Origin of the sequence: Cytobacillus firmus NBRC 15306, from assembly GCF_001591465.1 — a bacterium.
In the GTDB taxonomy this organism is placed as follows: Bacteria; Bacillota; Bacilli; order Bacillales; family Cytobacillaceae; genus Cytobacillus; species Cytobacillus firmus.
In genome coordinates this window covers 12,036-28,223 of sequence record NZ_BCUY01000026.1, presented here as the reverse complement: position 1 = coordinate 28,223, position 16,188 = coordinate 12,036, and the positions used below count along the sequence as shown (strand labels likewise).

The following is a 16,188-nucleotide window of genomic DNA, read 5'->3' as shown; positions in this document are numbered from 1 at the left end:
TTAGGAGAAGAAGGCTTTAACCGCGTCTATTACACTAGTGAAAAAACGCTTTAGGCTTTCTAAAAAACCCTGGCCTTCTTCACTTTCAAGGTAATTGGAAATTTTGTCTTTTGCCTGGTTAAGCTGCTCGCCGACCTGATTCCAATCGATATCAAGCTCTTTCAGCTTGTTGAATAAATCTATTAAACTTAGAATCTCCTGTTCGTTCAGAGTGATGCCAAGCTCCTTTGCTGCATTTTCGATAATTGTTCTGAGTTCTGCATCGGTTTCAGGTGAATTTTTGGCAATTTCCTCTTTAATTTTGGCAATTAATGCAGCTGCGTTCTCGTTTCCAACCGAATCGCCGAGCTTGGCTGTTTCCACCATTTCTTCATTGGCAGCCTGTTTAACATCTTCAGGAATCGTTTTTTCGGCTGAAATTTCATATGCCTTGATAATCCCTGTTAAAGCAGCTGTTCCAGAGACATTTGCAGGTGCTGTTATATAAATCTTTGCATCTTTTACACCTGCAGTAATCAAAGCATTAATGTACATTTCATCAGTGACCCAGTTAATATTCTTAGTCTCGACTTCAAGGCCGGAGCCTTGTTTTGCTACTGTGACTGCCGAAGAAGATATCGCTCTTGTTCCTATTAGAGCTTTAGAGATATAATTTCCAAGATATTGATGTTCTTCCTCATTTGAAACAGTAATGATGGTCGCATCTTTTGGAGCTTTCATTTCAGCCAGAAGCATATTTTTTTGTTCTTCTGATAGATTCTCTCCTAAAGTGACAATTACATCACCTTCCGCCATATCGGCAAATGCCTGTATCGGCAAAATAAATAATAGCGACATTATTAATAGAACTAGCGTTTTATTCCATTTCATGCGGTTTCCTCCCGGAGCAAAAATAGGGAAGCCATTTATGACAATTCTGCGGCTCGCTTAATGGCTTCCTGTAAATAGACGAATCTTTACGCGGAAAAGTTTCAATTCTTCTCTAACAGAAACCTTAGCTCAAAATTCCTATTTCAGCAAGCAGAATGGAATTATGAGAAAGAATAGTGTAAAATGAATGATAGTTTGTAAGTCATAGGATTTATATATAAATGGGGGCAGTAAGGAAATATGAAAAAAAGCAATTGGCTTCTTTTTATAATATTGCTTGTGTTAAGCATCGGATGGGGACTTGTTTACTGGTTCTTTATAGTTTAGAGCTTTGCAGCGAAGAAGGCGTTAAGGCAGCCGGTTTTATTCGAAAATAGCAACATTCAGCATGAATACATATACTGTTATGAAAAGTTTACAAATATTAAAATATGGGAAAAATAGTTTATGATGTTTTTATTCAAATAATGAGGGATTAATATGCTAATTCGATATAAAAAGTCATTTGAAAAAATTGCAATGGGTCTTTTATCTTTCATGCCTAATGAAAAAGACTTGAAAAGGCTGCAGCAGACGATGAAGCAATATGAATCAGAAGAAAATCGGCAGCTGTTTTTGTGGAAGGAAGGCGAAGATATCATTGGGCTGGTCGGTGTTACATCAAGTGATCAGACAATGGAGATTCAGCATATCTCTGTTAACCCGTCACACCGGCATCAAGGCATTGGCAAAACAATGATAAAAGCATTGGATGAACTATATCCTGGGAAAACTTTAACTGCAACGGATGAAACCAAATCTTTTCTAAGCAAATGTGATGTTAACTAACAAAAGCGGAAGTACCTGGCACAAACCCAGCATCTGCACAGCAGGACCGCTATCGGGGTTCTGCAATATACTTTGTTACATGGAAAAAGGCAGCGAATAATCATTATTCCTGCCTTTTTTTCTGATTCAGGGCATCAAGTCTTTCTTTAATAACCATGGTTCTATCTCTTCTTTTATGGCGGTGCACAATATCTTTATCTGGAAAATTGCTGTCAGAACACCAGGGAAATCCTCTGGATGCGCAGTCCTGTATGCATTTTTCCTTGAGCAAGGGATCAATAATAGGCAAGTTAACGCTGGAGTACTTTCCGCCTTTTTGAATCAGCACAAGCCTGTCCTTAAGATCCTTTTTCAATTGATCTGTATCCAGACCCAATGCCTGTATTTCTCCAGCCCTGCAATCCAAAATGCCGATTCCTTTGCGGAGGGTCCGTTCTGCACCATTAAAATTCTCTCTGCGATGATGATAAAAAGAAACTGCCATAAGAATTAATCCGACCCATGCAGACTTTTTATTGTTTGGATCCGTATTCTTCCAATACTCCTCCAGTATTTCGTGACATTCAAAATAATCACGGTCACCATGAAAATGGACCAGGAACTCGATATATTTATCAGGATACATACTTTCACTCCTTGACAATGATTACTTTATTTTATCACAGCACAATCGATTATCAGAAAAATAAAAGCCCGGCGCTTAACCGGGCTTTTACAGCTTTTTAATCTGAACAAATATATGTTGGCGCTCTTGGGTTTCTAATAGGACAGCCTCTTTTGGCAAATGTGCACAATTTGCTGTGATAAACACAGCGATTTAGCAGAACCAGGAAGCTCCGACTATAATTAATAGGATGAACAGTACGACAATTAAAGCAAACCCGGTTCCGCAATCTCCTAATCCAGCATTAGACATATAAAATACCTCCTGTATCTTTATTTCCATACATCGTATGTAGGCAATTGCCTGATTGATTGGGCGCATGAAAAAAATTCTGGTATGAAGCAGGGGCATTGCGGGCATCAGGGTTATTTTTCTATTGGATAACATCCATGAATAATCTATACTAGATATAGCCTTTTGGCATTTAAGGGAATTTATATTAGGAAAATTTGGTGGGTATTTTATGCAATATGATCATTACAACGTCAAAATAGATGCTTTTGAGGGGCCTCTGGATCTTCTTCTTCATCTTATTAACAGGCTTGAAATTGATATCTATGACATTCCTGTATCAGAAATCACCGAGCAATACCTCATTTATATACATACAATGAAGGAGCTTCAGCTTGACGTAGCAAGCGAATATCTTGTAATGGCCGCTACGCTTCTGGCTATTAAAAGCAAAATGCTGCTTCCAAAGCATGAAGAGGAAGAGCTCGAAGATGAATTTGGATTAGAAATGGAAGAAGACCCCAGAGATGAACTTGTAGAACGGCTGATTGAATACCGTAAATATAAGGAAGCTGCAGAAGAGCTTAAGGAGAGGGAACAGGATAGAAGTTTAATGTATACAAAGCCGCCTGCAGACCTTTCGGAATATGTGAATGAATCACAGCAGGAAAAAGCAGATTTGAATGTAAGTCTTTATGATATGCTTGGCGCTTTGCAAAAGTTATTAAGAAGGAAGAAACTCCAAAGGCCGCTTTCTGCAAAAGTTGCCCGCCAGGAGATTCCCATTGAAAAGCGGATGTCTGAAATTGTAGAACAGTTAAGGAGTATAAAAGGCAGGAAAAAATTCACCGATCTTTTTCCGGTATCGGACAAAGAGCATATAGTAGTAACTTTCCTGGCGGTACTGGAGTTAATCAAACGAAAAGAAATACAGGTCGAGCAGGACAAAAATTTCTCGGATATTTATGTAGCTTCCATGGAAGGAGGAAAATAGTGTGGAGATTGTTAATTGGAAGGGGATAGCTGAAAGCCTCCTGTTTGCAGCTGGTGATGAAGGCTTGTCTCTTAAGCAAATTGCCCATGTTCTGGAGGTGGAAGAGAATCAGGCCCGTGAAATCATGGACAGTCTTATGGAAGACTACAATACTAGCAGCCGCGGAATTATGGCTGTTGAATTGGCGGGGACTTTTCAGCTGGTAACGAAAAAAGAGTTTTCCCCATACCTGAAGAAGCTGGTGGAATCTCCTTCTGCCGCCTCCCTTTCTCAGGCGGCACTCGAGACACTCGCAATTATTGCTTACAGACAGCCCATTACAAGGACAGAGATTGAGGAGATTAGGGGAGTCAAGACAGAGAGACCTCTTCATACATTGTCAGCAAAAGCCCTGATTAAAGAAGTTGGACGGGCAGATGGAACAGGGCGTGCCTACCTGTATGGAACGACTAAAGAATTCCTCGATTATTTTGGCCTTAAAAGCATAGAAGAGCTTCCGCCGCTCCCGGATAAGATTAGTGAAGAAGAGGATTCATTACAGGAAGAGGCAGATTTATTCTTTGAAAAGTTCCAGGAGCTCGATTCTTGAGTTTTCTGACACATTACATAGGAAGTGTGGTAAAATAAATTTAAATTTTCCCTTTCCTTTTAATACATATTATCTTAAAACCATCGGGAAATAGGAGGGTTTTGCTTGCTGATTAAACATTGCAGGGGATATGAGCTTGAAAAAGAAAAGCCAAACACCTCGGAAGATTTTTTTAACAGAAGTGAAATTGTGTTCGAAGAAGATGGACAGGAGAAAACTTTTCATGTTTTATACGTCCGTTTCTTTGATGAATCCATGAATGAGTTCACGCCATATGACCAGGATCCAGTCTTTCAGGCTGGTTCTAGAGAAGTCCAGTTCAAGGATCTTGTTGCTCTTTCATGTTTATTGAAGAACCCGGGTTTTAGGCACCGCAAACGAATTTATCTTAATTCAAAGGCTGATTTTGCATCCTATTTTCAGGATCTGGACTTTTCCAGGCTTCCCTCCATTTTTGAAGCGCTGGAGAATAATAAATCCTATGACCTGCGATCACCTTTAGATTTCATTGTTCAACCGCAACAATAGCCAGTGTATAATTATGGGGGTGTAATGGATGGGAAATTCAATTGTTAAATCACAAATGGAAGATGTGAAAAATTTCCTAGGTAATAGCGTTGCTGCATTCGAAGATTTCTTAAATAATACAACAATTAAAGATCTTGAAGCAGAAAAACAAGGGAATGCGAATTATTATAAAAGCATCCTCTCACATGTGAGAAAACTGCTCGTATATTGTGAAGAAGGACTTGATACCAGCACGATCATATTAAAAAGTGACCCTTTTCAAAAAGGTGCTGCAGAAAAGACATTATACCGGATTTACCATCAATGCATTGAAGAGTTTTTCTCTCCGAAAAATGATGCCTGGTTTGAGAATAGCCGTTCAGCATATACAGGAAAAAACTCAATCCAGTTTCATGATGAAGTTCCGGACAGCCTGAAAACAATGTTCAGGCAGCTGGAATCAGAGTTCCAGCGGATTCGTGAGGAACTTGAATATTACGAAACCGATTACCGGACAAAAATGATTCAATCCAAATAGAAATGGAAGTTGAAGAACAGCAGGCAGCTGTTCTTTTTTTGATGGCGCGTTATATACAGATTTCCTTTTTCAGTGGAAAACGTACAAACTTTCACTCATACAAATAAAAAGTGAGCCATTATAGGAAGCGAGTGAGGGATTGTATGAGTAAAATGGAAGATTACATTAAGGACGTTACAAAATGGAACAAAGAGCTAAGAGATTTTTTAGACTCGGAGGATGTTGAACAAAACAATGAACTGTGGCAGAGGCTGGATCATTTTACCGAAATTATGGATGGAATAAACGGCCCCCTGGATATAGAAGGTTTGGAAAAGCTGCAGGAACAAGTGGACTCTCTTCATTCCGATATGGAGAATTATTTTTCCAATAGACAGCAGCTTGGAAATATCTATATGAATGAACCGTACATTTCTGCGGGAAAGCATATTTTACCCCCGCTCCCTTATGATTACAGTGCACTTGAACCGCACATCTCAGCGGAAATTATGAGGCTGCATCATGATAAGCATCATCAATCATATGTTGATGGGTTGAACAAAGCGGAGGTAATGCTTCAAAATGCCAGGAATAATAATGATTACAGCCTCGTAAAACACTGGTCCCGCGAGCTCGCCTTTCATGGCTCCGGCCATTATTTGCATACGATTTTCTGGAATAATATGAGTCCTGAAGGCGGAGGAAGCCCGTCTGGGGCACTCCTGAAGGAAATAAACAAATACTTTGGGAGCTTTGAGAAATTCAAAAGCCATTTCACTGAAGCAGCCAAGCAGGCAGAAGGAGTGGGCTGGGCAATCCTGGTGTGGTCTCCAAGAGCGCGCAGACTCGAAATACTTCAATCGGAAAGACATATGCTTTTAACTCAGTGGGATACAATCCCTCTGCTGGCTTTGGATGTATGGGAACATGCTTATTATCTGCAATATAAAAATAACCGCGGAGATTATATTAAAAATTGGTGGAATGTTGTCAACTGGAAGGATGTCGAAGACAGATATTTAAAAGCATCTGAATTAAAATGGAAGCCATTCTAAATAGGAGCAGAAAGAAGTAAGAGGGGAGTACAAAGAGTATTCCCCTCATTTTTGATGTACAAGCTATTTCCAAACCCTGAATACAAGTCAAACATAATTGTCATATCACTACTTGTCCTGCATAAACTTGTACAAATAAATGAAAAACATGCGGCTCCTCCCTTGTGGGGAGATCATGTATTTCGCTCAATCTGACATCCACAAAGGAGACGGGGTTTTGTGCAATGAAAATGTTTAGCAGGCTGATGGCCATAGCTTTGGTCACCGCGCTGATGATGATGAATTTTCCTCAGAAGACAGAGGCTTCAGTTTCAGTAAGTGCCCGGAGCGCAATATTAATGGAACAGGATTCTGGCCGTATCCTTTACCAGAAAGAAGCTAATGAAGTGAGGAGAATAGCAAGCATTACAAAAATCATGACAGCAATTCTGGCCATAGAATCCGGAAAAATGGACGATATGGTTAAAGTAAGTGATCGTGCTGTGAGAGCGGAAGGGTCATCGATATATCTAAAAGCAGGAGAAAAAATAAAGCTTGAAGATCTGGTTTACGGGCTTATGCTTCGTTCAGGCAATGACTCTGCAGTCGCAATCGCAGAGCATGTCGGCGGAAGCCTTGAAGGGTTTGGCTTTTTAATGAATAAGAAAGCTGAAGAAATCGGCATGAAGAATACCCATTTTGCAAACCCCCATGGTCTGGATGATCATGAAGACCATTATTCGACTGCATATGATATGGCTTTGCTGACCAGGTATGCAATGAATAATGAAACTTACCAAAAAATCGCAGGAACAAAGGTACACCGTGCACCAAATCCTAATGAAAGCTGGGACAGGGTATGGAAAAATAAAAATAGGCTCCTGACCGAATTATATGAGTATTGCACAGGGGGGAAAACAGGATATACAAAAAGGGCGAAGAGAACTCTTGTAACAACAGCATCGAAAGGCAGCCTTAATCTGATTGCAGTCACCTTAAACGGGCCGGATGACTGGAATGACCATATTAATATGTATGAAACAGCTTTTAGAGCCTATGATTCAGTGGAAGTCCTGCCTGAGGGAATTATATCGGATATTGATGATGAATTTTATAAAGGCAGGGTTTATATGAAGCATTCATACAATTATCCTGTTACAAAAGAAGAGAAAAACCACTTTAAAATTGATATCAAGCTGCTGAAGCCTGAATCAGAATGGGAAGACGGCAGGACAACACCTGAAGTGGTCGGTCAGGCAACCGTGTATTTTGAAGATCAGCTGATTAAAAAGCTCCCAATCTATTATAAGCATGCTGAGGTTAAAGAGGATAAGTCGCTATTAGACTATTTTAAGGGTCTTTTTACCTCAATTGCAGGGGTGAAGACAAATGGTTAATATTATTTGGGTGATGCTTACCGCGATAGGCTTAGTTTTTGCTATGATAAACGGCACCATAAATGAAGTGAACGAAGCCATTTTCAATGGTGCGAAAGAAGCGGTTACGTTATGTATCGGTCTAATCAGCATTCTTGTTTTTTGGCTTGGCATGATGAAAATTGCTGAGGACGCCGGATTGCTGAATAAGCTTGCTTCCTTATTCAGGCCAATTGTGAAAAAGCTTTTTCCAGAAGTGCCCGGTGATCATCCGGCAATGGGGTATATGCTTTCGAACATGATGGCCAATATGTTCGGCCTGGGAAACGCAGCTACCCCTCTCGGCATTAAAGCTATGGAAGAGCTGAAAAGATTGAATGGGGGAAAAAATGAAGCAAGCCGTTCTATGATAACCTTTTTGGCCATCAACACATCAAGTCTGACTTTAATTCCTACAACCGTGATTGCCATACGGATGAATTATAATTCTGCCTCGCCCACCGATATCGTAGGTCCTACTTTAGTGGCTACTTTCTGCTCTACATTGGCCGCAATAATGATTGACCGTTATTTCTATTACCGAAGAACGAGAAAAGGATGAGGTTGGATGGAGATTGTTTCAGCTGTTTCCCTTTGGTTAATTCCTATTTTAATAGGCTTTATATTAATATATGGAACATTTAAGAAAGTTCCTACCTATGAAAGCTTTACTGAAGGCGGAAAAGAAGGTATAAAAATTGCTGTATCCATTATTCCTTTTCTTGTCGGGATGCTTGTAGCCATATCGGTTTTCAGGGCTTCCGGTGCCCTGGAGTATTTTATGAATCTGATCAGGCCAGGACTGGAGGCAATTGGAGTGCCTCCTGATATCGTACCCCTGGCTATCATTCGTCCGATCTCTGGAACTGCAGCACTGGGAATGACCAGTGACTTAATTGCTGTCCATGGTCCGGACTCCTTCATAGGCAGGCTTGCCTCAGTACTGCAGGGCAGCACAGATACAACTTTTTATGTCCTGACGGTCTACTTTGGAGCAGTGGGAATCAAAAAAATGGGAGATGCCCTTAAAGTCGGGCTGCTGGCCGATTTGGCAGGCATCATAGCATCCATTGTGATCGTAACACTTGTTTTTGGCAGTATGTAGCCATTAAAGAAATCATCCAGTACAAAAGATACCTGAGTGTGGGTATCTTTTTTATTTTACTTTCAAATTCCAACTTTCAGTAATTACAGTTTATTTCTTACCTAAGCTGTTTTGACAATGGTTTGCTTTGAAAACTTGACGAATTATGTCATAATTCATTAGGAGTGAAAAAGTATGAAGTATTGTTAATAAAACTTTGAGGTGACATAAATGGAAAGATTGCAGAAAGTTATTGCCCATGCGGGGGTTGCTTCGCGAAGAAAAGCTGAAGAGCTAATGGCTGAAGGCCGAGTAAGGGTTAACGGAAAAACAGTAAAGGAACTGGGTGTTAAGGTCTCTCCTTCTGACCGCATTGAAGTGGATGGAATACCGTTGGAGAGAGAGGAGCCTGTTTATTTTCTTCTCTATAAACCAAGAGGCGTAATTTCAGCTGTTTCCGATGACAAGGGCAGAAAAGTCGTCACGGATTTCTTTGAGGGAATCAAACAAAGAATATACCCTGTTGGAAGGCTGGATTACGATACATCAGGAATTCTCATTCTTACCAATGACGGGGAGTTTGCAAATCTTTTAATGCACCCCAGTAATGAGATCGAAAAAGTTTATGTTGCCAAGTTGAAAGGCATCCCTTCAAAAGAAAAAATGAAAAGCCTTCAAAGAGGCATCGTGCTTGAAGATGGAAAAACAGCACCTGCCAAAACCAAGCTGTTATCAATGGATAAGAAAAAACAGACAGCTATAGTGGAAATCAGCATTCATGAAGGACGCAATCGCCAGGTTAGGAGGATGTTTGAAGCAATTGGCCATCCTGTTCTGAAACTGAAGAGGGAGAGATATGGGTTCCTTACTCTGCAGGGTTTATCAGCGGGGGATGCAAGAGAACTTACTGCCCATGAAGTTAAGCAGCTCCGGACACTTGCGATGAAGAAGAAATAGTCAGCTTTAGAAAAATTCATAGAAGTGTCACAGTTACGCTAATTTGTAAACAATATAGGTATGATGAAAAATGCTATAATAGTAAACAGCTATGAGGCAAAATTCTTTTCCATATGTTACATATTAATTTGTTAAGGTTCGGTCTTTTAGCCTGAATAGGATGCCTTAGGAGGGGAAGTTTTTTATGAAGAAGCAGCGACTGGTAATGAGAACAGTCATATTGCTTGTCCTTGGTGCTGCCGTGGCATATACGCTTTACGCAAATTTTACGAAAGATAAAATTCAAAAGGTTGCCGTTGGAGAAAAGGCACCTGATTTTGTTCTGACAGATATGGATGGAAATAAACACAGGTTATCCGATTATGAAGGCCAGGGTGTTTTCCTGAATTTCTGGGGTACATGGTGCAAACCATGTGAGAAAGAAATGCCATATATGAACAACCAATATAAGCAATTTAAAGATGAGGGTGTTCAGGTTTTGGCTGTTAATGTCGGAGAGACAGATTTAGCAGTAAATAAATTTTCCGAGCGTTACGATTTAGCTTTCCCGATTGTAATTGATAAGGATAGCCAAGTCCAATCGGCTTACGGAATTAATCCTCTTCCTGCCACTTTCCTCATTGATAAAGATGGAAAGGTTGTCAAGTATATTACAGGAGAGATGACGGAAGAAACGATCAAGAACTATATGGAACAGATTAAACCATAAGTTACGGGGAGTTTTATATATGAAAGAAGTAAAATGCGACTGCGGCCATGTTAATCCCATAGGTACGATACTATGTGAGTCGTGCGGAAAGGTATTGGAAGAAAAAGAAAAAGACAAGAAACTTCTCGATATGCGGTATGAAGGCAGTGCACGCCGCTCGCAAACCTATAATAAAACGATAATTGATAAAATATGGAATTTCTTCTCGTCTGTTAAGGTTGGAGTCTGGCTGATCGTAATAACGCTGATAGCATCAGCCGTTGGAACAATATTGCCTCAGGAGATGTATATTCCGCCAATCATGCCAGCTGAAGAATATTACGAAGATCAATATGGCTGGATAGGTAAATTATATTACGATTTAGGATTTCATAACCTTTATAGTTCATGGTGGTATTTGATTTTGATTGCCTCAATTGGCATTTCGCTTGTAATATGCAGTCTGGATAGGGTTGTACCTCTGTATAGAGCTTTAAAAAAGCAGAAGGTAAGCCGGCATGAAAGCTATCTGCAGCGCCAGAGGGTTTTTGGTGCGTCACAGCCAGAAGACACTGATAAGGCATTCACAATGGCAAAAGAAAAATTAAAATCCAAGAAATACAGCATCAGAGAAGAGAATGGAAACATCCTTGCCGAAAAGGGACGTTTCTCAAGATGGGGCCCATACGTTAACCATGTGGGGCTTATCATATTCTTAATCGGAGGAATGCTCCGTTTTGTACCGGGCATGTATGTTGACAAAATTCTTTGGATCCGCGAAGGCGAGACCAAGGTCATTCCGGAAACCAATGGTGAATATTACCTTAAAAATGATGGCTTCATCCTTGAAATGTACGATAAAGAGAAAGATAAAGAAGTATTTGGAGAAGCGATTGATAAAGCAGGAATGGTAGCTAAAAATTATCAGTCCAATGTCACTCTTTATAAAAAACAGGGCGATACTGTTGCAGGAGAAGAGGCAGATCTAAAGAAAGTTAAGGACTATGAAATTAAGGTAAATAAACCTCTGAAGTTTGAGAACTTTGCATTATACCAAGTAGATTATAAACTTAATGAGCTTAACAAAATGTCATTTGCCCTTACAAATAAAAAAACGGGTGAGGAATACGGGGATTTAACAGTCGACCTGAATCATCCTCAGGATGAATATGATCTTGGAAATGGCTATAAAGCGGAAGTTGTCAGCTATTTTCCCGATTTTGAATTTGATGAAAATGGGGAACCTGTTACAAAGTCCAGAATCCCTAATAATCCTGCCTTTGTTTTTAAAATGTTTACACCGGATAAGCCTGATGGCGAAATTAGTTTTGTTGCGATCAGGCAGACTATTGAACCTTTTGGTGATAATGAATACAAGATGGCCTTTAAAGGCATAGATACTAAAAATGTATCGGCCTTGACCGTCCGAAAAGATTTAACATTATGGATTATCGCATTGGGCGGCGTTATTTTCATGATAGGTGTTGCACAGGGGTCTTATTGGAACCATCGGAGAGTTTGGCTGCGCCGTGTTAATGGAGAAGTGTGGGTAGCAGGACACACTAACAAAAACTGGCATGGACTTAAAAGGGAAATTGAAACAGCATTGGATGGGACCGGAATTATGATGCCGGAAGATCAGCTGCAAAATCAAAGTGAAAAGAAAGGCTAAGGAGGAATCTGAGTGGTTACAATAAGCAGCAATTTACTATACACAGCTTTTATCCTCTATTTAATTGCTACTGTCTTTTTTGCCGGTTCTATAAAGGATAAGAACAGAACGAAAAAAGGGCCAAACAGATGGGCAGCAATTGGATTATGGATCTCGATTATCGGGTTTGCTGCACAGCTTGGCTACTTTATTACAAGGTGGATTGCAGCCGGGCATGCGCCTGTCAGCAACCTTTTCGAATTTACAACATTCTTTGGAATGTCGCTTGTTGGTGCTTTTATAGTGATTTACTTAATTTATAAAACACCTATTTTAGGAGTCTTTACGCTCCCGGTTGCGGTACTGATGATTGCTTATGCAAGTATGTTTCCGCGGGAAGTTTCACCGCTGATCCCCGCTTTGCAGAGTGATTGGCTTCATATTCACGTTACTACAGCTGCAGTTGGTCAGGCTATTTTGGCTGTAAGCTTCGCTGCTGGATTGATTTATTTAGTAAAATCAGTAGATCAAACTAAGCAAAGCAAACAGAGATTCTGGCTGGAAGCCGTTATGTTTGGCTTGGTTTGTACACTTGGGTTTATTATTATAAGCTCAAGCTTCTCAGCTTCAGGCTACAAAGCCGAATTTAACTGGATTGATAAGAACGGTCAGGAAGATGTCCTGGAATATCATTTGCCTGCTTTAACAGGTCCTCACGAGGGACAGCTGATTACGGAAGGTAAATTAGAACCGCTGGCGGAAATGCCTGCAATTATTAATGCAAAAAAATTAAATACCGTAATATGGTCTTTGGCTTCAGGTGTTATTCTGTATCTTGCTTTAAGGCTGATTCTCCGCAAAAGGATTGGAGCTGCACTTCAGCCGCTAGCCAAAAATATTAATCTTGACTTGGTTGACGAGATCGCTTACCGTTCAGTATTAATCGGATTTCCGGTCTTTACACTCGGAGCTTTGATTTTTGCCATGATATGGGCACAAATCGCCTGGACTCGTTTCTGGGGATGGGATCCGAAGGAAGTATGGGCTCTCATCACCTTCCTGTTTTATGCGGCTTACCTGCACCTTCGCCTTTCAAAGGGCTGGCATGGCGAAAAGTCTGCATGGCTTGCAGTAATCGGATTTATCATTATCATGTTTAATCTGGTTGCGGTAAACCTGGTCATTGCCGGATTGCACTCCTACGCTGGATCATAACAAGAAAAGCGGAAGCGCCTTGCTCACCCCTGACCAGCACAAGACGAGCCTTCCGGAAAGGCGTTCTTTGCCTTTTTGGAAGGATTGGCTTGTGACCTCGAGGGGGTAGGCGCTGGAGCTAGACCGTTCCCAAAATTCAAAAACAATATTCTTGATATTAATCATACAAGCCTTCACTTCACAATAGTGAAGGCTTTAATTAAAGATTTTTTATTGAACGTTAGGGGGATTTGAAAATGGAAAACCAAGTGAAAATATTGCTAGTGGATGATGAAGAAAGAATCCGCCGTTTATTGAAAATGTACCTTGAGCGTGAAAATTATTCAATTGATGAAGCAGAGAATGGAAACCAGGCTTTGTCAAAAGCCTTGGCAAATGATTACGATGTCATTCTTTTGGATTTAATGATGCCCGGCAAAGACGGCATTGAAGTCTGCAGAGAACTGAGAGAGAAAAAAGCTACTCCCGTGATCATGCTTACTGCTAAAGGGGAAGAAGTTAACCGCGTACAGGGCTTTGAAGTCGGCACTGATGATTATATCGTAAAGCCTTTCAGTCCAAGGGAAGTTGTGCTGCGCGTGAAGGCATTATTGCGCAGATCTTCTAAAACTACTTATCTTCAGACAGAAACAACAGCAAAAGATGTAATCGTATTTCCTCATTTAACGATCGATAATGATGCTCACAAAGTATTGGCTGATGGTAAAGAAGTCAGTTTGACGCCAAAGGAATATGAACTTCTCTATTTCCTGGCAAAGGCGCCGGATAAGGTATTTGACAGGGAGCATCTGCTTAAAGAAGTATGGCATTATGAATTTTTCGGAGATTTGAGAACAGTTGATACTCATGTGAAGCGCTTGCGTGAAAAACTAAATAAAGTTTCTGAACAGGCAGCCAGAATGATTGTCACCGTTTGGGGAGTGGGCTACAAATTCGAGGTTATTAATGAATGATGCTCTTTAGGAGTGTTGCCGGAAAGCTTTGGGGCACAATTCTTTTATTAGTTTCCTTTGTACTGCTGATCCTAACAGTCATGCTGCTGGAGTTTTTTGAGAATTACCATATAAATGAAACAGAAAAAGGATTATCGAATACTGCCCATAAAATAACGAGAATTTTAAAAGAACATAATCGTGAAGTCGGTTTGGAGATTTCCTGGGAGCTTGTAGATGATGTTACAAAAGTAGTCATTATTAACTCGCCAAAAGAGTACTACTATTCTCCAAACCATACAGATTCATTAAAACTGCCCATTTCCTACCTCACTGAGGAAGATGATTTAAAAGAAGTGCTCACGGAAGATAAGACTGTAAAAAAAAGTAACATCCGTTAATCCTGAGTATACAGAAGTATCCGCAGATGACGACAGCAAAATTCTTATCATTGGAGTCCCGCTTGAAGGTGACGGCAGCAATGGAGCCGTTTTTATTTATCAGTCCATCGAGGTTATGCATGAAACATTGCGTTCAACGACAAAGTTTATTTTGCTGGCTGCTGGAGTTGCCATCATTTTAACAACCATCTTTGCTTTTTTCTTATCGACAAGAATCAATGCTCCGCTAAGAAAAATGAAAGAAGCTGCCTTTGAGGTAGCAAGAGGTAAATTTGATACAAAAGTACCGATTCTGACTAATGATGAGGTTGGCGAATTAGCCATGGCTTTTAATCAGATGGGCAGGCAGCTGAAATTTAATATGAATGCTTTAAGCCAGGAAAAAGAACAGCTGGCAAGCATTTTAAGCGGGATGGCCGATGGGGTTATCACTTTCAACCGGGATGGAACGATCCTGATCACCAATCCTCCTGCAGAGCGGTTTTTGCAAAGCTGGTTTTATGAGCTGGATGACATTGAGAATAATACAGAGGAAGTCCCTTCCAAAGTAATGGAGCTCTTCCAGCTTGCTGTTAATACCGAGAAGGAACAGATTGGCGAAATTTCTATACAGGGACGTTCCTGGGTGATAATCGTCAGCCCTCTCTATAATAATAAATATATTAGGGGAGCGGTTGCAGTTATAAGGGATATGACTGAGGAGCGTAAGCTTGATAAGCTCCGCAACGATTTTATAGCGAATGTTTCTCATGAATTAAGGACGCCAATCTCGATGATGCAAGGGTATAGTGAAGCGATCGTCGATGATATTGCCGGAACGGATGAAGAGAAAAAAGAGATGGCAAGTGTTATTTATGATGAATCCCTGAGAATGGGCCGGCTTGTGAACGAATTGCTGGATCTTGCCAGAATGGAAGCCGGGCATATACAGCTGACAATGGATGAAACTGATGTAAACTCCTTTCTTCAAAGAATTATCAGGAAATTTCAGGGGCTCGCAAAAGAGAAGGAAATTATCCTGGAACATGATTTGCAAAGCATAGGTTTATCTATTCAATTTGATCCTGACAGAATAGAACAGGTTATGACCAATCTGATTGATAATGCCATCCGGCATACCCCTCATAACGGAGAGGTTAAAGTTATCGAACGGAGTGATGAACGGGGGCTGTTTATCGAAGTGAAAGATTCTGGCTCGGGAATCCCCGAAGAAGACCTGCCGTTTGTATTTGAACGTTTTTACAAAGCCGATAAAGCAAGAACACGGGGCCGATCCGGAACTGGTCTTGGACTCGCAATTGCCAAAAATATTATTGAAGCTCATAAAGGACATATTACTGTTCAAAGCAAGACCGGACATGGTACGACATTTTCAATATTTATCCCTCGAAATGACGGATAAAGCCGGAAATTATGGCGATTGTTCTTGATACACGGGAAACAATTAATTATAGGCTGGGGAAGGAGATGCAAGAAATTTCCTTCCCTTTCTTTTTGAATTATAATGAAAAGGCATTGGCCTGGCGTTTATGATGGCAAGGGAGTAATCCTCCGCCCAAACAGGCTCTTGCGCTTTTCTGCAAAATAATAATATAGTTAAACTGTAACTTT

Annotated in this window: 17 protein-coding genes and 1 pseudogene; 15 read left to right on the top strand and 3 right to left on the bottom strand. The window is 40.5% G+C overall.

Annotation, left to right across the window (positions count from 1 at the left end; translation table 11 throughout):
- A complete protein-coding gene (locus BFI01S_RS09765) occupies positions 1-870 on the bottom strand; it encodes a DUF1002 domain-containing protein (RefSeq protein ID WP_061792450.1) in 870 nt (289 codons plus the stop codon).
- 480 nt (positions 871-1,350) lie between these two features.
- On the opposite strand from BFI01S_RS09765, the gene BFI01S_RS09760 reads away from it, so the two are divergent.
- A complete protein-coding gene (locus tag BFI01S_RS09760) occupies positions 1,351-1,698 on the top strand; it encodes a GNAT family N-acetyltransferase (protein ID WP_061792449.1) in 348 nt (115 codons plus the stop codon).
- Positions 1,699-1,801: 103 nt separating this feature from the next.
- On the opposite strand, the gene BFI01S_RS09755 is transcribed toward BFI01S_RS09760, so the two are convergent.
- Together BFI01S_RS09755 and BFI01S_RS09750 are read right to left on the bottom strand one after the other, a co-directional pair.
- Positions 1,802-2,323, bottom strand: coding sequence for a DUF309 domain-containing protein (locus tag BFI01S_RS09755; RefSeq protein ID WP_061792448.1), 522 nt, complete (start codon positions 2,321-2,323; stop codon positions 1,802-1,804).
- A gap of 192 nt (positions 2,324-2,515) precedes the next feature.
- Positions 2,516-2,614, bottom strand: a complete 99-nt coding sequence (locus tag BFI01S_RS09750) for a YjcZ family sporulation protein (protein ID WP_061792447.1) — start codon at positions 2,612-2,614, stop codon at positions 2,516-2,518.
- A gap of 211 nt (positions 2,615-2,825) precedes the next feature.
- Here BFI01S_RS09750 and BFI01S_RS09745 point away from each other — a divergent pair, with 211 nt between their 5' ends.
- The 14 genes and pseudogenes from BFI01S_RS09745 to BFI01S_RS09680 all read left to right on the top strand — a co-directional run bounded on the left by BFI01S_RS09745 (position 2,826) and on the right by BFI01S_RS09680 (position 15,979).
- A complete protein-coding gene (locus BFI01S_RS09745; protein WP_061792446.1) occupies positions 2,826-3,587 on the top strand; it encodes a segregation/condensation protein A in 762 nt (253 codons plus the stop codon).
- 1 nt (position 3,588) lies between these two features.
- Positions 3,589-4,176 (top strand): SMC-Scp complex subunit ScpB, encoded by a 588-nt coding sequence (gene scpB, locus BFI01S_RS09740; RefSeq protein WP_061792445.1) that lies wholly within the window; start codon positions 3,589-3,591, stop codon positions 4,174-4,176.
- Between the two features lie 105 nt (positions 4,177-4,281).
- On the top strand, positions 4,282-4,704 hold the full coding sequence (locus BFI01S_RS09735; RefSeq protein WP_061792444.1) for a hypothetical protein: 423 nt from the start codon (positions 4,282-4,284) through the stop codon (positions 4,702-4,704).
- Between the two features lie 28 nt (positions 4,705-4,732).
- A complete protein-coding gene (locus tag BFI01S_RS09730; protein WP_061792443.1) occupies positions 4,733-5,221 on the top strand; it encodes a YpuI family protein in 489 nt (162 codons plus the stop codon).
- Positions 5,222-5,364: 143 nt separating this feature from the next.
- Entirely contained in the window at positions 5,365-6,255 is an 891-nt protein-coding gene (locus BFI01S_RS09725) for a superoxide dismutase (protein WP_061792442.1), read from the top strand.
- A gap of 224 nt (positions 6,256-6,479) precedes the next feature.
- Positions 6,480-7,631 (top strand): D-alanyl-D-alanine carboxypeptidase family protein, encoded by a 1,152-nt coding sequence (locus BFI01S_RS09720; RefSeq protein ID WP_061792441.1) that lies wholly within the window; start codon positions 6,480-6,482, stop codon positions 7,629-7,631.
- On the top strand, positions 7,624-8,211 hold the full coding sequence (locus BFI01S_RS09715) for a nucleoside recognition domain-containing protein (protein ID WP_035330092.1): 588 nt from the start codon (positions 7,624-7,626) through the stop codon (positions 8,209-8,211). Before BFI01S_RS09720 ends, BFI01S_RS09715 begins: the two co-directional genes overlap by 8 nt.
- Before the next feature lie 6 nt (positions 8,212-8,217).
- Complete coding sequence (locus BFI01S_RS09710; RefSeq protein WP_048008123.1) at positions 8,218-8,754, top strand: spore maturation protein; 537 nt, start codon at positions 8,218-8,220, stop codon at positions 8,752-8,754.
- 210 nt (positions 8,755-8,964) lie between these two features.
- Positions 8,965-9,690 (top strand): 23S rRNA pseudouridine(2605) synthase RluB, encoded by a 726-nt coding sequence (rluB, locus tag BFI01S_RS09705; RefSeq protein WP_035330095.1) that lies wholly within the window; start codon positions 8,965-8,967, stop codon positions 9,688-9,690.
- A 184-nt stretch (positions 9,691-9,874) separates the two neighbouring features.
- Complete coding sequence (resA, locus tag BFI01S_RS09700; RefSeq protein ID WP_061792440.1) at positions 9,875-10,399, top strand: thiol-disulfide oxidoreductase ResA; 525 nt, start codon at positions 9,875-9,877, stop codon at positions 10,397-10,399.
- Positions 10,400-10,418: 19 nt separating this feature from the next.
- Entirely contained in the window at positions 10,419-12,050 is a 1,632-nt protein-coding gene (gene resB / locus BFI01S_RS09695) for a cytochrome c biogenesis protein ResB (protein ID WP_061792439.1), read from the top strand.
- 12 nt (positions 12,051-12,062) lie between these two features.
- Complete coding sequence (gene ccsB / locus BFI01S_RS09690; RefSeq protein WP_061792438.1) at positions 12,063-13,244, top strand: c-type cytochrome biogenesis protein CcsB; 1,182 nt, start codon at positions 12,063-12,065, stop codon at positions 13,242-13,244.
- Positions 13,245-13,480: 236 nt separating this feature from the next.
- Positions 13,481-14,197: a response regulator transcription factor gene (locus BFI01S_RS09685; RefSeq protein ID WP_061792437.1), complete on the top strand. Its 717-nt coding sequence runs from the start codon at positions 13,481-13,483 to the stop codon at positions 14,195-14,197.
- Positions 14,194-15,979, top strand: a pseudogene (locus tag BFI01S_RS09680) (ATP-binding protein). The gene BFI01S_RS09685 and the pseudogene BFI01S_RS09680 overlap by 4 nt, the downstream one beginning before the upstream one ends.
- Positions 15,980-16,188 lie beyond the last annotated feature (209 nt).